General features: G+C 57.9%; 18 protein-coding genes, 1 tRNA gene and 1 pseudogene. 9 read left to right on the forward strand and 11 right to left on the reverse strand.

Annotated elements, in window-relative coordinates:
- The first annotated feature begins 44 nt into the window (after positions 1 to 44).
- The 5 genes from M017_RS0109875 to M017_RS0109895 all read left to right on the forward strand — a co-directional run bounded on the left by M017_RS0109875 (position 45) and on the right by M017_RS0109895 (position 7,084).
- Positions 45 to 1,928, forward strand: coding sequence for a tetratricopeptide repeat protein (locus M017_RS0109875; protein ID WP_238325852.1), 1,884 nt, complete (start codon positions 45 to 47; stop codon positions 1,926 to 1,928).
- Between the two features lie 13 nt (positions 1,929 to 1,941).
- Entirely contained in the window at positions 1,942 to 2,397 is a 456-nt protein-coding gene (locus M017_RS0109880; RefSeq protein WP_155121337.1) for a DUF4920 domain-containing protein, read from the forward strand.
- Between the two features lie 39 nt (positions 2,398 to 2,436).
- Positions 2,437 to 2,512: transfer RNA gene (locus tag M017_RS0109885), tRNA-Ala, on the forward strand.
- Positions 2,513 to 2,583: 71 nt separating this feature from the next.
- Entirely contained in the window at positions 2,584 to 5,679 is a 3,096-nt protein-coding gene (locus tag M017_RS0109890) for a PSD1 and planctomycete cytochrome C domain-containing protein (protein ID WP_031497699.1), read from the forward strand.
- Positions 5,680 to 5,683: 4 nt separating this feature from the next.
- The gene (locus tag M017_RS0109895) at positions 5,684 to 7,084 is read left to right on the forward strand and encodes a DUF1501 domain-containing protein (protein WP_031497700.1); all 1,401 of its coding nucleotides are present in this window, start codon (positions 5,684 to 5,686) and stop codon (positions 7,082 to 7,084) included.
- A gap of 483 nt (positions 7,085 to 7,567) precedes the next feature.
- On the opposite strand, the gene M017_RS0109910 is transcribed toward M017_RS0109895, so the two are convergent.
- Entirely contained in the window at positions 7,568 to 7,840 is a 273-nt protein-coding gene (locus M017_RS0109910) for a hypothetical protein (RefSeq protein WP_238325853.1), read from the reverse strand.
- A gap of 131 nt (positions 7,841 to 7,971) precedes the next feature.
- Positions 7,972 to 8,190: a hypothetical protein gene (locus M017_RS29245; protein ID WP_155121339.1), complete on the reverse strand. Its 219-nt coding sequence runs from the start codon at positions 8,188 to 8,190 to the stop codon at positions 7,972 to 7,974.
- 401 nt (positions 8,191 to 8,591) lie between these two features.
- Between M017_RS29245 and M017_RS30205 the strand changes: the two genes are divergently transcribed.
- Positions 8,592 to 8,753, forward strand: a complete 162-nt coding sequence (locus M017_RS30205; RefSeq protein ID WP_155121340.1) for a hypothetical protein — start codon at positions 8,592 to 8,594, stop codon at positions 8,751 to 8,753.
- On the opposite strand, the gene ilvA is transcribed toward M017_RS30205, so the two are convergent.
- The 3 genes from ilvA to M017_RS0109935 form a co-directional block, all read right to left on the reverse strand.
- Positions 8,750 to 9,958 (reverse strand): threonine ammonia-lyase, encoded by a 1,209-nt coding sequence (ilvA, locus tag M017_RS0109925; protein WP_035957755.1) that lies wholly within the window; start codon positions 9,956 to 9,958, stop codon positions 8,750 to 8,752. The genes M017_RS30205 and ilvA overlap by 4 nt on opposite strands.
- 39 nt (positions 9,959 to 9,997) lie before the next feature.
- On the reverse strand, positions 9,998 to 10,273 hold the full coding sequence (locus M017_RS0109930) for a YegP family protein (RefSeq protein WP_031497705.1): 276 nt from the start codon (positions 10,271 to 10,273) through the stop codon (positions 9,998 to 10,000).
- Between the two features lie 239 nt (positions 10,274 to 10,512).
- The gene (locus tag M017_RS0109935; protein WP_031497706.1) at positions 10,513 to 10,980 is read right to left on the reverse strand and encodes a DinB family protein; all 468 of its coding nucleotides are present in this window, start codon (positions 10,978 to 10,980) and stop codon (positions 10,513 to 10,515) included.
- A gap of 77 nt (positions 10,981 to 11,057) precedes the next feature.
- On the opposite strand from M017_RS0109935, the gene M017_RS0109940 reads away from it, so the two are divergent.
- Complete coding sequence (locus M017_RS0109940; protein WP_035957756.1) at positions 11,058 to 12,017, forward strand: helix-turn-helix transcriptional regulator; 960 nt, start codon at positions 11,058 to 11,060, stop codon at positions 12,015 to 12,017.
- Between the two features lie 524 nt (positions 12,018 to 12,541).
- Here the strand turns inward: M017_RS0109940 and M017_RS0109950 are convergent.
- From M017_RS0109950 to M017_RS0109955, 3 genes and pseudogenes are all read right to left on the reverse strand, one after another.
- Entirely contained in the window at positions 12,542 to 12,973 is a 432-nt protein-coding gene (locus M017_RS0109950; RefSeq protein ID WP_420313858.1) for an IS5 family transposase, read from the reverse strand.
- A gap of 12 nt (positions 12,974 to 12,985) precedes the next feature.
- Positions 12,986 to 13,165, reverse strand: a pseudogene (locus M017_RS30665) (transposase); the annotation flags it as partial.
- 103 nt (positions 13,166 to 13,268) lie between these two features.
- Complete coding sequence (locus M017_RS0109955) at positions 13,269 to 15,710, reverse strand: ABC transporter permease (protein ID WP_238325854.1); 2,442 nt, start codon at positions 15,708 to 15,710, stop codon at positions 13,269 to 13,271.
- A gap of 384 nt (positions 15,711 to 16,094) precedes the next feature.
- Between M017_RS0109955 and M017_RS0109960 the strand changes: the two genes are divergently transcribed.
- Positions 16,095 to 16,325 (forward strand): hypothetical protein, encoded by a 231-nt coding sequence (locus M017_RS0109960; RefSeq protein ID WP_035957757.1) that lies wholly within the window; start codon positions 16,095 to 16,097, stop codon positions 16,323 to 16,325.
- Positions 16,326 to 16,814: 489 nt separating this feature from the next.
- On the opposite strand, the gene M017_RS0109965 is transcribed toward M017_RS0109960, so the two are convergent.
- From M017_RS0109965 to M017_RS28625, 3 genes are all read right to left on the reverse strand, one after another.
- Positions 16,815 to 18,659: a hypothetical protein gene (locus M017_RS0109965; RefSeq protein WP_031497712.1), complete on the reverse strand. Its 1,845-nt coding sequence runs from the start codon at positions 18,657 to 18,659 to the stop codon at positions 16,815 to 16,817.
- A 502-nt stretch (positions 18,660 to 19,161) separates the two neighbouring features.
- Complete coding sequence (locus M017_RS30670; RefSeq protein WP_080507618.1) at positions 19,162 to 19,461, reverse strand: hypothetical protein; 300 nt, start codon at positions 19,459 to 19,461, stop codon at positions 19,162 to 19,164.
- Positions 19,462 to 19,868: 407 nt separating this feature from the next.
- A protein-coding gene (locus M017_RS28625; RefSeq protein ID WP_202901636.1) for an IS5 family transposase occupies positions 19,869 to 20,647 on the reverse strand; the annotation gives its coding sequence in 2 pieces (ribosomal slippage) (positions 19,869 to 20,296 and positions 20,296 to 20,647; 780 coding nt in all).
- Between the two features lie 108 nt (positions 20,648 to 20,755).
- Here M017_RS28625 and M017_RS0109990 point away from each other — a divergent pair.
- Positions 20,756 to 21,877, forward strand: a complete 1,122-nt coding sequence (locus M017_RS0109990; protein ID WP_051669437.1) for an IS630 family transposase — start codon at positions 20,756 to 20,758, stop codon at positions 21,875 to 21,877.
- Positions 21,878 to 22,840 lie beyond the last annotated feature (963 nt).

Here is a 22,840-nt window from a genome sequence, read left to right on the forward strand (position 1 = left end):
TCTTCGCGGATTTAGCAGCTTCGTCCGGAAACAAGTCCGAATATTTGAATCCAGCGATTGAATATTACAAGGCTGCGATCAAAGCTGACCCTAAGGCCGGTTTCATGAGTACAGAGCTCAGCGATCTTTATGTGCAGGCCGGACTTGGCAATCGTGCGGTGACCGAGTCTGAAGCGGCATTGAAAGCCAATCCGAATGATCTCGGCGCCCGCCGCATTCTCGGCCGCATTTATGCCCGCCTCATCGGCGATCCACAAGCAAACCGCATTCGCGAAGACATGGTGCGCAAGGCCCTCGAGCAGTACGGTAAGGTGACGGAACAGGACCCCACCGATGTCGATTCCTGGGTAATGCTGGGCCGCCTGAATAAGGTTGTCAACGATAATGCCCAGAGCGAAAAAGCCTATAAGAAGGTTCTTGAACTCGACCCGGACAATGAGGATGCACTCACCGGCATGGCCATGGTCGCTGCTGAGCAGGGCGATGTCTCCGGCGCCGCGGCGATGCTCGAGAAGGCCAACGCCAAGAGCCCCAATCCGCGCGGCCTTTCGCAACTGGCCGAGACCTATGAACAGATGAAGGATTACAAGAGCGCTGCAAAGGCATGGCAGAAAGCGCTCGACGCGAGTGGTGGCAATCCTGAGGTCAAGCGCCAGCTTGCGAACAATTTATTGCTGAGTGACCAGTTGGATGAGGCGATTCGGGTGTATGAGGAACTGGTCGAAGACGAACCCAAAGACATCGGCAGCATCCTGCGCCTCTCGCAGATCTATCGCCAGAAGCGGAACTTTGAAAAGGCACGCTTCTATGCAAAGAAGGCCTCCGACCTCGATGGGACGAATCTCGATGTGCAATATAACGAAGTGATTCTGCTGGAGGCGGAAGGCAAATCGGCCGAGGCCATCGCGCTGCTCAAGCAGATGGTCGACGCGACGACGCGCAAAACCTATCTCCCCCAGGAGAAGGGAAATCGCCTCTCGCTGCTCGAGCGCCTCGGCGTCATGCAGCGGAGCTATGAACAGTATCCCGACGCGGTGAAGTCCTTTGAAGAAGCGGCGAATTTCGCCATTGGCGATGAGCGAACGGTGAGCCGCATGCAGGCTCAGATTGTCGAAACCTACCACCAGGCAAAGGAATACGCCAAAGCCGACGCAACGGTGGAAGAGTATTTGAAAAAGAATCCGAACGACCGCACCCTGCGCGTGTTGCGTGCCAATTTGCTCGGCGAGATGGGCAAGGCGCACCAGGGAGTCGAATCGCTCACCAAGTTGCTCGATGGTAAGCAGGACCGCGAGACTTATCTCTCTATCGCCAATGTTTGGGAGAAGGGCAAGAATTACCCAGAGATGGCGAAGGCGCTTGATAGCGCTGAAAAGCTTTCGGTTGCACCGGAAGAAAAAGAAGCAGTGTACTTCCTGCGCGGCGCAATGTATGAAAAGCAGAAGAACCACGATGCGGCAGAGGCGGAGTTCCAGAAGATTCTAAAATCGGACCCCACCAATGCCGGGGCGCTCAACTACCTGGGCTACATGCTGGTGGATCGCAATGTCCGGGTGGCCGAGGGGTTTGCCATGATCCAGAAGGCGCTCGATCAGGACCCGCAAAATGGTGCTTATCTCGATAGCATTGGCTGGGCCTACTATCGGCTGGACAAGCTGGATGATGCGTTGAAGTATCTGCAACTGGCCGTCGAGAAAACGGGCAAGGACCCGACAGTGCATGATCACCTTGCTGATGTCTATTTCAAGCAGGGAAAGATCAAAGAAGCGGTCGCCGCCTGGGAGCGCAGTGTGTCGGAATGGGCGATTGTGGCCCCGAGCGAAAAAGACGAAAAGGAAATCGCGAAGGTCCAGAAGAAGCTTGATAATGCCAAGGTCCGCTTAGCGAAAGAGGGAGGCTCTTCCGCCGCCCGCAAGCCAAAGCAGTAGGGAACGGGAACTCGTGAAACATATCCTCTTTGTCATGACACTTTGCGCTGCCGGTCTGAGCGCAGCGGAATTGAAGCTCGGCAAACCGCTCACCACAAAAGAGCCGGTTTCCGTGGAGAGAATCTACGCCGAACCCGACAAGTACGTGGGGAAAACCGTTGCCGTTAAGGGCAAGATTGTCGAAGTCTGCCAGATGATGGGCTGCTGGATGAATCTGGTGGACAGCGCGAGCGGAAAGATGATTCGCATCAAGGTCAACGATGGCGAAATCGAGTTTCCAAAGAACGGAGCAGGCAAGCAGGCGATTGCGGAAGGTACGCTCACCAAGATCGAGTTGAGCAAAGAGCGTGCGATTGCCGAGGCGAAGCATGAAGCAGATGAGATGGGCCGTAGTTTTGACCCCAAGTCGGTGAAAGGGCCAGTCACTCGTTATCAAATTAAAGGGATTGGTGCAGTTGTACTCGACTAACCGCCTGTCTGTTGTATACTGAAAGAGTTCGTTTCGAGTGGGCCTGTGGCGCAGTTGGGAGCGCGCTTCCATGGCATGGAAGAGGTCAAGGGTTCGAATCCCTTCAGGTCCACCAAATCTTTTCCTTCCTTCTTTTCCTTTCTGTAAATATTCCGTCTTTCCCACTTCCATCTATATAATTGGGGCATGAAGCTCCTGGTTGTACTCGCTTTTGGCTCGCTTTCGTTGGCTCAACAGCCAGTCAGCTTTAATCGCGACATCCGCCCCATCATGGCCGACACCTGCTTTCGCTGCCATGGCCCCGACAAGTCTTCCCGCATGGCTGGGCTGCGTCTGGACCTGCGCGAAGAGGCGACCAAGGCGAATCGAGCCGGCCGTGTGCCTGTGGTGCCAGGTGATGCGAGCAAGTCGCTGATCATGGACCGCATCTTTGCAACCAGTTCTGCCAAAGTGATGCCGCCGGTGTCGATTCATAAGGAACTGACAGACAAGCAGAAGGACGTCATCCGCCGCTGGATCAATGAGGGCGCCGTGTATGAAGGACATTGGGCCTATCAACCAATTCACAAAAGCGAGAACGGCAGCATCGACCGTTTTGTCCGCGCCCGCCTGCTCGAAGAGGGTCTGAAGCCTGCGGCGGAAGCCGATCGCAGAACCCTGCTGCGCCGCGTTACGCTCGATCTCACCGGGTTGCCGCCTACTCCGGCAGAGATCAATCAATTCCTCGCCGACTCGAGTGCGAATGCTTATGAAAAGGCCGTCGACCGGCTGCTCGCCTCCAAGGCCTACGCCGAAAAGATGACCATGCACTGGCTCGATGCGGTGCGCTATGCCGACACCGCAGGCTTCCACGGCGACAACCTGTTTCCTGCCTGGCCCTATCGCGACTATGTGCTGAATTCCTTTCTGAACAATAAGCCTTTCGATGCCTTCACGCGGGAGCAACTGGCCGGCGACCTGATTCCGAATGCGACGGTCGATCAAAAGGTGGCTGCCGCCTTCAATCGTTTGAATCGTGTTTCTGCCGAAGGTGGTCTGCAACCGAAGGAGTATCTGGCGAAGTATGGCGCAGACCGGGTGCGCACCGTCTCGGCGGTCTGGTTGGGCGCGACGCTTGGATGCGCCGAATGCCACGATCATAAATTCGATCCGCTGCTCGCCAAAGACTTCTATGCGATGAAGGCGTTCTTTGCTGACATCAAAGAGACCGGGCTGGTGCCCGATCGCGGCACGGCTGCCTGGGGCGCGGTGATGACGATGCCGCAGCCGGATCAGAAGCAGAAGCTCGACGCGATTGTGGCTCGACTCGAGGCGGCGCGCGCGAAGTTGCAATCTCCAACCGATGCGGCCTGGGAACAGCGGCTGCTGGCGGACTACGATGCTGGCAAGCTCGCCTGGCAGGTGCAACGCCCTCTCACCGCGAGCTCGAAGAACGGCGCCACGCTCAAGATCTATAACGAAGAAGAGCTCGACATGATGCCCTATATCGGTGGCATCATCCAGTCCTTCCGCGCGCCCGGTAAGGGGTTGATAGTGGCGAGCGGTGCGAATCCGGACCGGGAAACTTACACCGTGACCTTCCAACCGAAAGCTGGCTCCTGGACGGCTCTGGGGCTTGAGGTGGTGCAGGATGATTCGCTGCTGAGCAACGCGGTTGCCCGTGGGAGCGATCGACTGGTGATCTCTGAGATTGAAGCGAAAAGCAGCGCCTCCAAGGAGCCGATCGCCTTCTCGCTAGCCACCTCAAACGTCTCTGATCCGGGCTGGGAGCAGCCGCCGCTGGCGGCAATCGATGGAGATCCCAAGACTGGCTGGGGTGTGGTGACCTATGGGGAAAACAAGAATCTGATGTTGGCTCTGCGCCTGAAGCAGCCGCTGCGCACCAACGGATCGGAGACCATCACCGTGACTCTCCGGCACGACTCGGACACCCGGAAGGCGACGATTGGACGCTTCCGTTTGGCCCTTAGCGCCGGGACCCAATCCTGGCCGCAGGGGAGCGATCTCGCCAAAGAGTTGCCGAAAGGTGGCCTTTCCGATGAGGTGCTCAAGGCTTTGCGCACCGAGCCTGCAAAACGAAGCGACGCGCAGAAGAAAGCGCTGCTCAGCTATCGGGCCTGGGCGGACCCTGCACTGCTTTCCACCTGGGAAGAGATCGCCCGTCTCGAGCATGACCGTTACTATCTGAATGCGGCCATCCCGAGAGTGTTGGCGGTGGAGCAAGTGCCTCCAGTGGAGACGCGCATCCTGCCGCGTGGAAATTTTCTCGATGAGACCGGGCCAGTGGTGGAGCCCGCGATTCCAGTGAAGTTCGGCACACTCGAGACCGGGGGACGCCGCGCCACGCGCCTCGATCTGGCGAATTGGATCGTATCCCAAGACAACCCGCTCACTGCCCGCGTCTTCGTCAATCGGCTCTGGCGTCAATTCTTTGGAGCTGGCCTGACGAAGGTGCTGGACGATCTTGGTTCCCAGGGCGAATTGCCTTCCAATCTCGATTTGCTGGATTGGCTTGCTGCAGACTTCCAAAGCCATTGGGATGTGAAGCGTGCGGTGAAGACCATCGTGATGAGCGAGACCTATCGCCAGTCCTCGATCCCCAGCAAAGAGGCGGCTGAAAAGGATCCGGAGAACCGGCTTTTTGCCAGACAGAATCGGATTCGTGTTGATGCGGAGGCGGTGCACGATATTGCGCTCTCTGCCTCTGGACTGCTGACGGAGCGCTTTGGAGGCCCCAGTGTGCGGCCCTATCAGCCGGAGGGTTATCTGGGCGCCTTGAACTTCCCCAAGCGGGACTACGCGGCCAGTATTGGGAAAGACCTCTACGCCCGCGGTCTCTACACGCAATGGCAGCGGACCTTCCTGCATCCGAGCCTGATGGCCTTCGATGCCCCCTCCCGCGAGGAGTGCACGGTCAATCGTGTGAACTCAAACACGCCGCTCCAGGCGCTGGTCTTGTTGAATGATCCGATCTATGTCGAAGCCGCCCGTGTCTTTGCACAGAAAATGCTCAGCGAAGGCGGCAAGAGCTTGGGCGACCGGCTCGACTGGGCCTTCGCGCGTGCTCTGGGCCGTCAGGCTGCTCCGGAAGAAAAGCAGATTCTGACGGAACTCTATGCTGCCAATCTCAAGCGCTTCCAAGCCGACAGCCTGGCCGCCAAGCAATTGTTGACGGTGGGCGATGCGCCGCTTGCGGTAAAAGTGAAGCCAGAAGAACTGGCTGCCGCGATGACCGTCACGCGGGCCATCCTGAACTTACACGAGACGATTACAAGGAACTAAGAACATGCTGGAAGTAAATCTGAAACGGCGGGCATTCCTCGGTCGATCTTGTGCTGGGTTCGGGATGGCCGCACTGAATTCGTTGATTGGGCAGGCAGCCACGCTGAACTCCAAAGGCGTCGTCAATCCGCTGCACCATGCGGCGAAGGCGAAGCGGGTGATCTTCCTCTATCAGGCGGGCGGTCCGTCTCACCTGGAGACCTTCGATTGGAAGCCGAAGCTGGCCGAGATGGACGGCAAGGGCATGCCTGAGAGCTTTACCAAGGGCCAGCAGATTGCCCAGCTTCAGGGGCGTCCGCTCATTTGCTACGGGCCGCAACACGGCTTCAAGAAGTTTGGCAAAAGCGGGCAGGAGATGTGCGAACTGTTTCCTGAGATCGGCGGCGTCTCTGACGAAATCTGCATCATCCGTTCGATGTGGACCGAGCAGATCAACCACGATCCGGCGCACACGATCATGAATACCGGATCGATCATTACCGGGCGGCCCAGTATGGGTTCGTGGATGACTTATGGGCTGGGGTCAGAATCGGAAGATCTGCCCGGCTTTGTCGTGATGATGTCGAGCGGGCGCGGTGGCCAGAATCAGCCGATCGCGGCCCGGCAATGGAGCGCGGGCATGTTGCCCTCGAAGTTCCAGGGCGTGAAGTTCAATTCCGTGGGCGATCCGGTGCTGTATGTCCGCAATCCTCCCGGGGTCTCCAAGGACATGCAGAAGGATTCGATCGATGCGGTCAATCGCCTGAACCAGCGCGCCTACACAAACGTCGAAGACCCGGAGATCCAGACGCGCATCGCGCAGTACGAGATGGCCTTCCGGATGCAAGCAAGCGTGCCCGACCTGATGGATATGTCGAAGGAACCGGCCAGTGTCCTCGAGATGTACGGAGCCAAGCCAGGCGATGGAAGCTTTGCTTCCAACTGCCTGCTCGCGCGCCGACTGGCGGAAAAAGGCGTCCGCTTCATCCAGCTCTATCATCGCGATTGGGACCATCACGGCGGCGTCAAGGACGGCATTGCGAACAAGGCGCAGGAAGTGGACAAAGCGAGCGCCGCGCTCATTCGTGACCTGAAGCAACGCGGGATGCTGGACGACACGCTGGTCGTCTGGGGCGGGGAATTCGGGAGAACGCCGATGTCCCAGAGCGGCACGGGCCGCGATCACCACATCAAGGGCTTTTCGTACTTTCTGGCTGGCGGTGGCGTGAAGCCCGGCATCAGCTACGGAGCGACGGACGACCTGGGCTATGCGGCGGTGGAGAACCCGGTGAGCGTTCACGATTTCCACGCGACGATGCTCCACTTGCTCGGTGTGAATCACTTGCGGATGACCGTGAAGTACCAAGGCCTCGACGTGCGGCTCACCGGTGTCTCCGGCGAGGTGGTGAAGCCGATTCTGCTCTAGAGCAATGACGCCTCGCCGTGCGAAGTTTTGGTCGCTCAGGATCTTCGCATCCGCCTCAGTGCTGCTGTTGCTGCTCGCCATTGCTGGCGCCCGCTATCAATCCATCGCATCGTCCGCGGACGCCAAGCGGTTTCAATATTCAGATGTGATGTCTCAATCGGTTGTCCTCTGATCAAGAGCCGGAAGCGAGTTTGCAAATACATCGACGGCCGAGGAGATCAGATGGATTACCACCAGAATGCCGGATTGACGGCAAAATGGGTCCATCGTTTTCGCCTGCTGGGCATTGCAGGCTTGGTCGAAAACTGGCGCAGGCCATAGGCTAGTCTGGGCCTGTTGCCTTCCAATCTAGGCCCCGCTCTGTTTGAAACGTCGAGAGGTTTGACTCAAAGCAAATCACACCCTGGGTACAAGGACACCATCAGACTGCGAGGGCGGCATCTCCCAGCCGGGCATGGTCCCGGCCTGGCGCTTGCGGGCAACCTACATCTGAACTGATTCGAGGAGATTGCGTCGCACCCATCTGACCCAAAAAACGGTTTGGGCGAATGGAGCGACGGCGAACATCGACCCGATCACGAGTACGGCCCCCCCGGCAAAAGCGGGGTGCAAACGGCGGTAGAGGAAAGCATCTGCCAGCACAACCGCCAGGATCAAGCCGACGTTGAAAGTGATCGCCACGCCGATGCCATGATTCGGCAGAAACGAAAGGCGTGTGAGCGCGGGGCCGAGCACGCAAAGTATCCCCATCGTCATTAGGCGTTTGTGAACGTCCGGGCGGCGGCGATAGCGATACCCCCAGCACCATGAGGAGGACGAAGACGCTGAGCACAGCGAACAGTTGCAGTCCGAGCAGCAGTCCGGCGGACCCGAGCCGCCGATGAAGATCAATGCGCCGCGAGTTCACGAGCGCAATCTGAACGATGAACAAGCCAAACCACAGCGTCCACGATGCCGTGAGCATGCAGCAGCAATGGCAACGCCGGTGCGCCGAAGAACGATTTCAGGTAATAGGTGCGAGCGAATCCAAGAAATACCAAACCAGCAAGCAGCCAAGCGACCGCATGGAAGAACCGGTGTTCCCTCTCACGAGTCAAAGCCTTCACATCTATTGAGGTCCGCCGAATATAGAGGATGCCCAGGAATCTTCATCGCGAACAAATCCGGGCCTGCGGCGATGTAGCTGCATCCGCTATATTCAGCAAGCGTCAATAAGATGATCAGTCGGCTACGCGTCTAAGTGATCTGCGAAGTAAGTCCAGCGCGAGCTGCCGGTCGCTGGACACCTGATTGGAAAGCTGCTCTTGCTTGTTCATCACAAGCCACCAAACAGACCAACGCAGCCTGCTACGCCGAGCGCCGCGCCGAAGCGCAGGACCTGCTGAAGCGCCGCCCATACTTCTCCAATCGAAGTGCCTCAAGGCAAGGACCAGCGAGTTGGAGGATATCAAAGTGAGTGCCGAGCAGGCGCGGACAGCCGGACTCAGCGAGGAGGATCAGAGGGCTTATGAGCGAACCTGGGTCCACGACCTACAACTTCGTCTTGCGTGCCTATCAACGCAGGGCAGGTGCGTGGGGGCGCCGGACAGTGGACGCGACTGATGCGTCGCAGCTTGTCCATCATTCCATCGACCTATCCGGAGGACAGTCCAATCTGGCCCTGCTCTAGCGGATGCGCTCAAACGGATAATTCAGATTGCCTAAGGCCGTGAAGAGCGCATCGAGGTGATCGCTGCCCCGCGTCTCGATGGTCGCTTCCACCGCCGTATGGCCCAGCGCGACACCATGATAGGCACGGTCATGTTGGATGGTGACGACATTGACGCGCATGTCGGCCAGGACGCCGGTCAGAGAATGGAGTGCACCTGGACGGTCTGGCACCATCACCCGCAACTTGACCAGCCGGCCATCCTTCACCATGCCCCGCTCGATGATGTGGCTCAGGAACAACGGATCGATATTGCCGCCGCAAACCAAGGCAACGGTCTTCTTTCCCTTGAGGTTGGTCTTGTTGTGGAGCAGTGCGGCCACTGCGGTGGCGCCTGCGCCTTCCGCTACTGTTTTCTCCCGCTCGAGAAGATAAAGGATGGCGCTCGCGATTTCTTCTTCTTCGACGGTCACTAAGTCGTCGACATACTTCTCCACCAGCGGGAGCGTCTGTTCGCCAGCTCTCCGGACCGCGATTCCGTCGGCGATGCTGGTGGCGGCGGGGAGTTCGACCGTTGCATGATGGGCCACGGCCGCGAGCATCGACGGAATCCGGCTCGTCTGCACGCCAACGATCTTGATCTTTGGGTTCGTTTCTTTGATGGCGCAAGCCACGCCGCCGATGAGGCCGCCTCCGCCCACCGGCACCAGGATCGCTTCCACAAACGGATTCTGGCCGAGGATTTCAAGTCCAATCGTGCCCTGGCCGGCGATGACGGCGGGGTCGTCAAAGGCGTGGATGAAGGTCAAGCCGTCGGCAATCCCGCGACGCTTCGCCTCGGCCAGTGCCTCATCAAAGCTCTTGCCATAGAGGACAACCTCGCCGCCAAAACGCGCCGTCGCGTTGACCTTCGTGATGGGGGCATGTTCGGGCATGTAGATGATCGCCCGCACGCCCAGGCGAGTAGCATGATAGGCGACGCCCTGGGCATGGTTGCCGGCAGAGGCGCAGATCACGCCCTTCGCTCGCTCCTCGGGACTCATGAGCAGCAGCTTATTGAGCGCCCCACGCTCCTTAAAGCTTCCGGTCATATGCAAGTTTTCGAGTTTGAAATAAACCGGGTTACCCGATAGGGCGGTGAAGGTTTCTGAAAACTCGCAGGGCGTGACGTGGATTGTGGGGCGGATGCGCTGGTGCGCTGCCTCGATATCGGGGAGTGTGACCATCCGGAATCTATTGTGCCAGTTCCGCTGCTGGCTGCGGCGCTAACGAGAGAAGTGCAAGAGGTTGGAGCGCTGCTTGGGTGGTAGCATCGCGACTCCTTCGCCGGGTGGTTCCAGACGCTGTACGCTCTCATCCTCTAGCAGGGTTGCCTGGAGAATGGCCGAAGTCCGGTATCGATTCTGGAACATCGCAATCGAGCTCAGGCACAGTTCTTTCGTCGCAAAGCCGGACTCAGAATCGGCGAGGATCTGGCCGTCCCTGGCGCGGAGCATCCAATGCCAGCCTTGTGTTGCATCTACATGGATCAGAAATTTCACAGCACTGTTATTGATACATGCGTGTTCTGGAGTGATTTCCGCTCAACCATTGCAAATTTCTCCAGGGACGACTTGCCACTTGCAGGCGAAGGTATTCCCAAGAGGAAACGACATCGTTTGCTCAGGACAGTCCAACCTGCATCTCCTGCTGCGACAAGTTTTCAGGACCGTAGCGCCGCCTTGAGGACGGCACTACGGTTTCGACTGTTCTACGGCAAGTGCCTCGAAACGCCAGCGCTCTAATTTCTTTCGTAGAAAGGAGGTGGTTCGATGCCTAGCCCGCGAAGATACACGTAGGCTTGGCCGCGATGGTGCGTCTCATTGTCAATGGCGTAGAGAATCGTCTTGAAGCCCGGGTTCTCCCATTGGCCAAACGCACGATCGATTTCTGCAAAACGGGCAGGCGGAATGGTGGGCCAGATCTGTGTGAGTTGCTCGCTTGCCTCATCCCAAAGACGAAGCAATTCACTCTTGGTGGCGGGCAGTGCGACGGGGTTCTCCTCCCACTTGCCGGTTGCCACGCCGCGGGCAATCGGCACGGCCATCTTCAGAAACTCATGTACCATCTGGGCAAATGGACGCATGCTGCCTACGGAGTAATGAAAGAGTTTGTCTTCCGGAAAAGCGTCGATCACGCGCCTTGTCAGGCGGCGTTGGCCTTGCCAATGTTCCAGAACTTGATCGGGTGTCAGAACGGTGGTTGTCATGTTCAGGTTCCTCTGCAATCCAGGTTAAAAGCGATTCCCGACAGAGCCTGTCGTAATTCCATGGCAGCATAAAAATCATGTACGACCCGATCATGCGTGTCCTGACAGTATTGGAGATCCTGCAGGCAAGGGAACGGGTGAGCGGTACCGAGTTGGCGGAAAGGCTTGAAGTGAACCTGCGAACGGTGCAACGCTACATCGCCCGCTTGCAGGACCTGACGATTCCGGTGGAAGCGGTGCGCGGAGTCGGAGGCTACTACCGGCTCAAGCCCGGCTTTCGCCTGCCACCGCTGATGTTCACCGATGAGGAAGCCTTCGCGCTGATGCTGGGTTTGCGCGGTTTGCGGCATCTCGGTTTGTCGGCCTTTGCTCCGGCGACAGAGGGGGCAGCGGCCAAGCTTGGGCGGGTCTTGCCGGACCCGCTACGCCACAGTCTGCAGACCGTCGAGGAGGTTGTTGCACTTGAGCCCGGCCCGTGGGTGATTTCGACTTCGGCGATTGATCTCATCCTGGTCTCGCATGCGATTCGCTCCCGGCATTCCGTTTGCTTCGACTATGCGAACTATCAAGGCGTGTCTTCGTGCAGGGAGATCGAACCCTATGGCGTCATGCATGCGGACGGCCGCTGGTACATGGTGGGGCGCTGTCTCCTGCGCAAAGCTCTCCGCACCTTCCGCTTGGATCGGGTGACGAATCTTGAGGCTGGCGAAGTTTCTTTTGAGCGGCCGAAGGACTTCGATACAAAGACTTACCTGCACCAATCCATGCCCTTCGTCCAGACGGCCTTTGCCTTGCAGATTTGGATCGAGATGCCGATTGAGACGGCTTCTTCCCACTTCGCGCTCTACCGGGTTTCAATGGAGGTCTCCGAGGGTGGCACTCTGTTGCGTTGTCACCGGGACCAGTTGGAGCCTTTCGCCGCCATGCTGCTCAGCCTGGGTTGCCGGATTGTGGTGCACGAACCTGCGGCGATGAAGGAAGCCTTTGCGAATCTGGCCAGGCGGGCGGGGCTTGCCGCTGCAGAGTGCAAGCACTGAGTTCCACAAAGCGCGGCGCATAGGAGCCAGGAGGCAATTCGATCCGATAGCCGCTGCGTGGTTGGGCCTGCTGGTAGTAAGTGTTCAATCTCTTACGAACATCGTTGGCGCGCACCCGCACGCCCGCATCGGAGCCGGTATCGTAGGAGGCTTCGCGCCCCAACACCTCGGTCCCGATCGTTCGTTCCTTCAGGGAGCCGCTCCGGCCTTGAAGTACGGCCTCGACTACATAAAGAAGAAACTCACAACTCCGGCGGCTGGAACGAAAGGCCGGGCTTTTCAGAATCGCCAGGACTTCGACCTCGATAGCATGGCAATATTCAGAGCTTTGCGGGTTGATCGCAGGATGGGTAGTAGGTGGCAACAGGACTTTAGAATCCACCCTAGCAAACGTGTTTTACAGGTAAATGAAACGGTACAAATCTCGTTGTGTTTCAAAAATAGATAAATGATCGCTATGGGAGTCGGTGGCTTGGCTGGAGGTCAACGCTGGCAGCGAACCGAATACCCCTTTAGAAGCGGTCTCATAGACGTCTGAGTAAGAGTTGCAAGCAACCGAGGCGAACAAATCCGAGGAAGTTTTCGACGTGGTCTTCCCAACGATTGACCAATCGTCGAAAGTGATGAAGCCAGGCAAAGAGCCGCTCGACGCGCCAGCGGCGGCGGTAACGGCGCAATGGTCGTCCATCCTGAGTCTTGCTCCGGTTGCGCCGGTTCGGCGCGATCATCTCGATGCTGTACTCTTCGGCAAGCTTTTCGTCGAGCTTGTCCGAGTCGTAAGCTTTGTCTCCGATGAGTCGCTTGGGCATTGCATCGAGGAAGCTTCCGGCCAGAACGTCTTCCACAAGCTGACACCCGGCCGGCGAAGCGCTGTCGACAGCAACGGCGACAGGAAGACTGTTACCAGCGGCGAGAGCGATGATCTTCGTGCCCTTGCCGCGACGGGTGGGGCCAATTTCGCACCCACGGTTGAAAACGCCGGTGACAGGTCTGGTATGGGGATATCTTTCCGGCAGTTCACGCCACTGCGCCCCACTCCCTAAAACCCACAGCACCCCGTTCCATACGCATCGAGTATCGTGCCACGGCCTGCCACGCTGATCCGCCCGGCGCTGCGGACGCAACACCGGCTCTACGACTTCCCATTGGTCGTCCCTTAAGTCCTATCGTCCACGCAGACACTTCCGCGCAATTCACCAGAGCTCTTCCAGAATCCCATATTCCGCTCTCTATGGGTTTATGAGACTGCCTCTAGTCTGCGCGTATGGCTTGGATCACATCAATGCGCGCTGCGCGCATCGCGGGCCACGCGGAAGCGATCACCGCTGCTGCGAGCAAGGTACAGGCTGCCCCAACTACAACCCAGGCCCCCGGCGCTTGCACTTGCTCGAAGTAACTGCTGGCCAGCCGTTGCAGCCCGAATCCACACGCCAATCCGGCGCCAATCCCCAAAGCGGCAATCACGGCGCCCTCGGCAATCACGCGCCCGAGCAGATGCCGCGGTTGCGACCCGATTGCCAGACGGATGCCAAACTCACGCGTCCGCGCGCTCACGGAAAAGGCCAGCACGCCTGCGACTCCGACCACTGCAATTGCCAGCGCCACAATGGCGAAAACGCCAAAGACCACTGCATTCAAACGGTCGGGCGTTAATACCTCCGCTCGAATATCTTCGAGCGTTGCAGCGCGCTCCACCGGCTGGTCCACCGAGAGATCGCGGATGGTCCGCGAGATCGGGCTGACCAGGGCGTACGGATCCGATCGGACGTGGACGAAGAGCCGGCCGCCGAACAGCGGCCCCTGCCCGAACGGGGTGTACACGGTCAGCATCGGACCGGGAACCAGGTGCTCGTCGTCGATATCGGCGGCAACTCCGATGATCCGCATCGGTGTCGGCTTCATGCCGATAAATTGGATCACAGGATCCGTCCAGCGGACGTGCCTGTTCAGCACATTCTGGTCGGGAAACATTTGCTGTGCAACGCTACGGCTGATAATTGCGACAGGCTCGCTATCCTTGCGGTCGAGCTCGTTAAAATCACGACCGGTGATCATCGGCACGCCGAGCGCGGCGAAGAACCCGGGCGACACGATGCGGAACTGGCCTCGCGGATCGTCCTCCGCAGTCCCGCGGGAATAGCCTTCGGCGGTGAACTGCATACCCGGACCGAACGCGCCCCCTTCGCGCCAAGGCGTGAGGGTACCTAGCGCGACGCCGTCCACACCGGGCAATTCGCGTACGCGACGCATCGCTTCCTGGTAAAAGCTGACGACCTGCTCGTCTGTCCGGCCATGGGACATCACAGGTACGTTGATCGCGAGCACTCGACGTGTGTCGATGCCGGGGTCAATCGCCTGAATCGACAGCAGTGTTTGGACTAACATGGCGGCGCCAGCCAACAGGACAAAGGACGCAGCGATCTGTGTCACTGCGAAGACTCGCAGACGGCGCGACGCTCCACCGGTCATGCGAGCGCCTCCCGCAGCCAGACTCATCCCCGGGCGGTCGCCCGAGGGCAAGCGCGGCGCAAACGCCAGGACTATGGAGGCGGCGATCGCCAGTCCGGCGCCGATCCACAACATGCTGGAGTCCACGGTCAGATCGATCGCACGGACGGAGAACCGCGAAGCATAGCGTGCGAGGATGGCTACCAGCGGCCTTGCAATCAGCATACCGATGGCTGCTCCGGTGCCGCAGAGTAGTAGGCTTTCCGCCAGCAGAACGCGCCGCAGCGCAGCGGTGCTTGCACCAAGGGCGGTGCGGACCACCAACTCATCCTCGCGCCTGCTCGTACGTGCCAGAATCAGGTTGGCGGCGTTTGAACAGGCGATGACAAAGACCAAGCCAGAGGCGGCCAGCAGCACCCAAAGCACGGTACGCGCTTTGGACGTAATCTCGTCGCGCAGAAGCTTTGCGTCAATCCGAAAGTCCGCCTTTACTGGATACGCTTCGGGATGCTCCTTCATGATGGCGTGGTGCGCCACCTTGAGCTCGGCGTGAGCCTGCTCCAGCGTTGCCCCAGGGGCCAAGCGTCCAAACAGCTCGGTCATGCGATGGACGCGGCCCGTCACCATCGTGGCCGACATGTGGTGCGGACTGGTCACCAAGTTGGCGATGATCTCGGTTTCCGATGGATAGGGGACACATGGTTCCAGCACGCCTATGATGGTCGCTGTGCGTGATCCGAAAGACCCCAGCCTTACCGTTTTTCCGAGCACCGAGGGATCTTTGTGCAAAGTCGCCGTCCAGAACTGATAGGTCAGAACGATGACACCGTCCGCGTTTGGGCCGTCGTCCTTCGCGTCGATGAGCCGTCCGAGTACCGGACGCAGACCCATCACATCGAAGTAAGAGCCGCCGACAACTCCGGCACGCACCTCGCGCGGATCGCCTAGTCCGTTCATCGTGAAGCCGACTGTGGAAAAATCGCCGATCGCATCCAACGATTGGATCCGCTGCCGCAGATCCTGTATCTCAGGAACCGAAAACACAGCATTCTCTGTGCCTAGGCCGTTGGCGCTCTGGCGGATGTAGATCAGCCTGTCTTCGTCACGATTTACCAGCGGCCGCAGCAGTACGCCACGGACCAGTGTGAAAATCGCGGCGTTGGCTCCGATGCCGAGCGCGAGTGTGAGCACCACGGTGATCGTGACGCCCTTAGCTCCGGCGAGCGAGCGGAGAGCGTACTTCACATCTCGCCAAAAGACTCCAATAAACTCGCCTACACCGATTTGTTCCGAGCTGCTTCCAGCCATGATCCATGCCTCCCATTCTGCGGTTCAATCACAATACAGTCGTTTCGCGATCGGCATTTTCGACAGCTTAGCGAAAAAAATGTCGGAGAGCATCCGTAGAAGAACGGGGAGGCCAGGTTCCGAGCGGTGACACGCTACTCGGAGGCTGAGCCAAACCGGTTACTTCCCAACAGCGCCTGAAGAGCTTCATTTGGGGAATGTATGAGGAAACGGCCATCTGACAGCGCAATTGCATTGGGTACCGCGATCTGGAAGATCAGTCAGTCTCGACTGTTGTAGTGGGCCCCGAAATTGGACAGCAGATTGAGCTTCTCTTAAGTGGTGGTCGGCATTGAAAATGAAGGAGACCCGATGCCCAAGACCCGCAAGACCCACCCACCAGCGCTGAAGGCCACAGTGGCCGTGGAGGCCATACAAGCCCACACAGGCAATGGCGAGCGCCAGAACCGCGAACAACGTTATGTAAATGTGCGCTCTTGTCCGATCGAGTGGTCGATGCGCTGCATCTGCCTCATCAAACTCGCGACCGGAGCATTCGGCGCTGTTTCATAAACCGTTCTGCGGATCGTCTGCATGAAAGAGACTGGATCGTTCGCAATACACAATTGGAAGTACATCCCGCGCCAAGCTGCGATCGCAACGTTCTGGCGGTAGGCGATGGAGACGAACGGAGAAACCTGGTGGTTGAGCGAGCTAGGGCGTCAGGAGAAAATGCATTGTGACGAGTGAGGCTGTCCCTCTTGGCTCTCTGTTCTCTCGGCTAGAGAGGAGGCACTGGCCATTACACCGCCGCTGGGCCTAAGGCGTCCCGGACGTTTTACTGATGGAGGCTCTAGGCCAGCTTGATCCTGCGCATTCTCCCTCGCAAAAGAAGCTGACATTTACATCCCTGGCAAGAAGACCTATCGCTGCCCCAACTGGCAGCTTGCGGCATTCTGGCCGTACTCCAGACCGTGCCGCCGAGGCGTCTGGACAGAGAGTTTCTGGATCAATACGAGGGGCGGCGGTACAAATGGCCACCTCCCCTCATGTTGTTACAAGTTAAGGCCGGTACCCCTCGCAGGAGAACGACACCTGAGAGTTGAAGATCTCGTTCATCAGCGCGATGGGAGCGCCCGTTTCCGCCTTACGGGGCGTTCCAAACCAGGACTGTATGCTCTGGGGAAACATTTCTACAAAGCCCGGATTGTTCGAATAGACTCGGGGGAGACGGCTGCGCAGGTTATACCTCATGTCGATCGCGTGGCCGAACTCATGCACCACCTGGTCAAATGTACGGAGCGAGTCGTCTTTCGCGCCAGCGTCGGTACGGGTCTTGACACCGCGCTTGCAGATCATCTGCTCGTCGATCCATAGGTAGTTCGTGGACGCGCCACCACGCAGAACGTCGCCGCTCTGCGGGCCGGTCTGGTTGGGCCACATGGAGCCAACTGGCTCCAGTTTTGCGAGCGCGGACCACGGCTGGCCGTTGGTCAGATAGATCTTGTACCCGTCGAACTTGTTGCGTGGATACTCCGGCTTGAAGCGTTTGGTCAGCTCCGTATAGATGTTCGCTACGGCAAAGATCGCTGACTGGCTCGCCAGGGCCACGGCCTGGATCGTGATTTTGGGGTCTGCGAGCACGATGCACGTTGCCCAACCCGGTTCGGGCTGACATGTCGTAGCGTTCGGTTTGGTGAAAACGTTGATGGTTTCGGAAAGGTTGTTGTCGCTGGCCCACAGCACTTCGCCGCCAGGGGTGACGAGCCGCAGAGCGCCATCGAAACTCACCGTCAGTTGGGCGGATGGGTCACGGCGCTTCACGGGTGCGGTCCACACAGCGGCGCCCTTGGCGTCATAGGCCGCAAATGAGCCGTCGGTGCGCAGCTCGACACGGTCGATGCGGCGGAGATCTTTCGCTACCTGATCGAAACCCCACATATAGCTGCCGTTGTCTCCGGTAAGGACCACGTTGCCGTCGTCGGCGAAGAAGAGCTGGTGCTGGCCCGACGGCGAGGAGTACTTGAAACCCCGCTTGAGCGACGTTCCAGCGGCCATGGGTAGCTTGGTGGCAAACGGGAGGGTGCCAGCCGGGACGTTCGCAGAGGCGTTCGGATTGGCGGCATTCGCGGGAGCAACTGCTGGGGCTGCTGCGGCGAGTTTTCCGTCGCTTGCCCAGGTAACAGATCCAGTGGGGGTGACCAATTGCAATACGCCCTCCGGCGTCAAAACGGGCCGCGCGCTCGGGTCGGCGACGCGGTCGAGCGCCTGCCAGATGACCAAATTCCTTGCGTCGCGGATCACAATATTCCCGCCGCCCAGGGTCGCCGAAGCGGAGCGGCCGTAATTGCTCGTGAGACGGTCGATTCCCCACAGATATTGGTTCCCGGTTGTGGCCACTAAAAAGTTACCGTCCGGCTGGAATCGCAGGTAGTGCCTGCCGGATGGCGAGAGATACTTCCTATCGCTGCGCGCGAGGACGACGCCTGCCGGCGATTGGGAAACAACGAATGGATCTTGAGCCGTCTGCGCCGGGACGCTTGCAGCGCCATTCTGATTGGCGCCATTTGCGGGCGCCGTTGTGGCGCCGAGTTTTCCATCGCTCGCCCAGGTAATGGCCCCGGCGGCGCTGACCAATTGCAGTACGCCCTCCGGCGTCAAAACAGGCCGCGCGCTCGGGTCGACGACGCGGTCCAGCGCCTGCCAGACTGTGAAACGCCTATTGTCTTTGATTACGATGTTCCCGCCGCCCAGGAGCACATCATAGGAGCGGCCGTAATTGCTCGTGAGACGGTCGATTCCCCACAGATATTGGTTTCCGGCTGTGGCAACTAAAAAGTTGCCATCCGGCTGGAACCGCAGGTAGTGCTTGCCGGATGGCGAGAAATACTTCTTATCGCTGCGCATGAGGGCGACGAATCCAGGCGATTGGGGAGCAGCGAATGGATCTTCAGCCGTCTGAGCCTGGACGCTCGCACCTAGGATTGCAAGAAACAGCGAAACCCTTCCGAAAGACAAACAACGCCCCAGGAGGCTGAAATTAAAGTTCATCAAGATAGTATAATATGGAAGTCACTTAGCAGTGCTCAAAACGGCCAAAATATTTTTCCTTCCTTAGTCCCACATAAGTGCTAATGATTTTCCATCGCTTATAACGTGCTGTGCACTACGGGTACATGTCACAAGTACCATGGTGAACGTTCAAATCATGAATTCGGTGAACAACGATACGCGTCGCGCCAGCCAGCCTACTGGCGTGATCGTGATAATTTCGATGAGGCTAGAAATGATCTCATCAATATCTAAGTAAGAGTTGTAGGCAGCCGAGACGAACGAAGATGAGGAAGTTTTCGACGCGATATTCCCAGCGAGTCACGAGGCGGCGAAAGTGATGAAGCCAGGCGAAGGGCTACTCGGCGCGCCAGCGGCGGTAACGGCGCAGTGGGCGCCCATCTTGAGTCTTGCCCCGGTTCGGCGCGATCATTTCGATGCCGTACTCTTCGGCAAGCGTTTCGTCGAGCTTGTTCGAGTTGTAGGCTTTGTTTCCGATGAGTCGCTTGGGCACTTCGTTGAGGAAGCTTCCGGCCAGAACGTCTTCCACAAGCTGACACCCGGCCAGCGAAGTGCTGTCGACAGCAACGGCGACAGGAGGACTGTTACCAGCGGCGAGAGTGATGATCTTCGCTGGTTGCACAAGACTATGATCCACGCTATTACAATCTTAAAAATTATCAGGGGACAATTCTTCTCAATAACATGGACTTGAAGCAGACACTCCCAGGCTCGCTTGATGCATATGCCGTGAGTATGAACGGTCACCTCCTCATCTTCCAGCAGGACTACAATCTCTGCCTGAAGAGGAAGGACCGTCAGAGTCTTACCCATCGCTGGTGTGTCAGCGATGAAGCAAGGTCCACTTATATGAGTACGCGCAGGGGTCATTACAGGCCCTGGATGGTGCGGGCAAAGTGATTTGGCAATTGCCGCTGCCGCCGTTTCACAACTAAGATCCGAAAGCGAAGATCTTTATTTCGCTGGAGGGCACGTTGGCGATCACTGACGACACTGGATGGTGCCCATCGCACAAGACGGTTACGGCGTAGAGTAGAGCTCATCTCATAAACAGCGAAGAATGATCATAGAGCAGGCAAGGTGAAGCATACCTGTGAAGTTATCGAGAGAGTATTCGTAGCGAGTGACGAGGCGGCGGAAGTTCTGAAGCCAGGCAAAGAGCCGTTCGACTTTCCAGCGGCGTCGATAGCAACGAAGAGACCGGCCATCCTGCGTACGAGCCTTGCAAGTGCGCCGGTGTGGCGCAATCATCTCGACTCCGGTTTCGGCAAGCTCGTGATCCAGTTTTTCAGAGTCATAAGCTTTGTCACCAATCAGCCGTTGTATGGGTTCAGCGACGAAGATTTCGGCCAGAGTTTTCTGGACCAAAATCACTTCATGTGGAGTAGCACTTTCCGTGCAAACGGCGATAGGAAGACCGTTGCTGTCTGCCACTGCCATGATCTTGGTCCCCTTGCCCCGCTTGGTTTTTTCGACTCCAGGCCCCCTTTTTTAGCGGAAGCAAAGCTTCCGTCGATGAAGGCCTCCCGGACATCGAATCCACCTCGAGTGCGAAGGTCTTCGGCTAACGCTTCCAGTATGCCTCTCATCACCCCAGACTTGACCCATTGCTGGAATCTGCGGTGGCAGGTCTGGTAAGGTGGATACCTCTCGGGCAGATCGGCCCAGGCTGCTCCGGTGCGCAAGATATAGAGAATCCCACCCAGTACTTCCCGTCGAGCACGCCACGGCCGGCCAAGGCCATCCTTGCGACGGGGAGGCTCCGGTATCAATGGATCTAAGATTGCCCACTGGGCATCGCTGAGTTCGCGTGCCGAATTCATCTTTCCACAACATTATCGAATATTGCTGTCTTGGTTTATGAGATGGCTTCTAGTCTCCTGAGTCCTAAGTGGCTGGCATAATATAACCGCTTGTTCTATGGTTGAAGCATGGAAGCGAAGCGAGGACGACCCAAGAAGCAGGAGTTGGTGGTAACCGAGCAGCAACGGGAAGAGTTGGAACGGTTGGTGCGGCAGCCAAGAAAGTCCCGAGCAACAGCGTTTCGGGCACGAATCATCCTGGAATGCGACGGCGGATTGAGTAACGCCGCAGTTGCGGCGAAGCTGAGGACAACTGGGTTTACTGTTGGATTCTGGCGTAATCGTTTCATTGTGGGCGGGATCTCAACTTTGGGAGATGAGCCTCGGCCCGGGGCGCCACGAGAAATCGGCGACGACAAGATTGAGCAGGTCGTCCGGCTCACACTGGAGAAGGCCCCCAAGGGAGCAACCCATTGGTCCAGCCGAATGCTGGCGACGAGAACAGGACTGAGTCAATCCACCATCAGCCGCATCTGGCGTGCCTTTGGTCTGAAGCCACATCGAAGCGAAACCTTCCAGTTGTCGAACGATCCGTTGCTGGTTGACAAAGTGCGGGACATTATTGGGCTCTATCTGTCGCCCCCGCATCATGCGTTGGTGCTGTGCGTGGATGAGAAAAGTCAGATCCAGGCGCTAAGCCGGAACCAACCCGTGTTGCCGCTACGAAGCGGTCAACTTGAGCGCCGCACGCACGACTATCAACGACATGGAGTGACCAGTCTGTTTGCGGCTCTGGATATCGCCACCGGCCGGGTATTGGGCAAATGCTATCGCCGTCATCGCTCTGTAGAGTTCCTCGATTTCTTGAAAAAAATCGATGCGGCCGCCCCTGCCGACCTGGATGTCCATCTGGTGCTGGATAACTACGGAACGCACAAGACCGCCAAGGTTCGACAGTGGCTCCAAAAGAGGCCCCGGTATCATCTGCACTTTACTCCCACACATGCCTCTTGGTTGAACCAAGTCGAACGCTGGTTTGCGTTGTTGACACAACGGCAAATCAAGCGTGGCTCTCATCGAAGCGTCTCGGAACTAGAGGACGCTATTCGGAAGTTCATTGCCGTGCACAACGAGCAACCCAAACCATTCCTCTGGACCAAATCTGCCTCTCAAATTCTTGAGTCCATCGCCCGCTTTGCTTCAACCACCCTTGCCGCCCATCAACCGAACACTTCTGCTAGAAATCAATGACTCAGGAGACTAGTACGCTCAAGATGGTCTCTGCGTGAAGAAGAAAGAAGGACAGAATCTTGCCCGTCACTGATGTGTGGCGACGGCGCATACCAAGCCTCTTCTCACTTCCAGGTCCGGTTCGTCAACGGCATGTTGCAAGTTGTGGCAGATAGGGTATGGCGTAACGTGGCAATCAACGCCGAATCAAGATCCGAAAGCGAAGATCATCATTTCGCCTGAGGGTACACTGATGATCACCAATGCGGCCGGTGCCGTCCACTGGTCGAGGTCGAAAGCCTTGAAATTTGAGAAGTTCGTAACTCCACGGCCTTAAGAGGTCCACGGTGTTAGGGGTCTATGGTTAGGCGGTGATCCAGATTGCCGTCTAACCATGGCCAGACTCGACTGCCGCCGTCGGAAAGGGCACCGAAAGGGCGACAGCCCGCATCAAGGACTTCGCATTTCCGCCCCAAATAGCAGGCAACTCCGCCCTCTTTGCCAGACTCGCGGACAACATACAGGTGCCTCGCGGCGTCTCACAAGCCAAGGTATAGAACTCCACTCCCATAACTGGCCCCACTATCCGATCGTCTCGCGTCAAGATAGTCCTCGCTTTCCAAAAATTATTTGTTCCTAAGTATCAATATCTTAGGTTAGCTTTCGTGTTTCCCATCCAAAACCACCTGTTTCTATATTCCCGAAGGAGTAATTGTGTCCTTCCCGAAAGCCTGAGGTTCCAAGTCTCGGGCTTTTTCAATTCCTCCAGAGGTTTTCGCCATGCCAACCGAAGCCCAGAAGCAGCGAGGGCCAGTTCGGCTCCTCTCTCAATGCCCTCCGCCACGGAGCTGACTCCCACAACTACTTCATTGGTACCGAAAATGCCGAGGTCTTCTTTGCCAGCTACCTCATCGTCGGCATCCACCGGGATCCGCCACCAAATTCGAACTCCTCAACCAGCGGATGGACAAAGCCATCGAACAG

It is taken from the genome of Bryobacter aggregatus MPL3, from assembly GCF_000702445.1.
Lineage (GTDB): Bacteria > Acidobacteriota > Terriglobia > Bryobacterales > Bryobacteraceae > Bryobacter > Bryobacter aggregatus.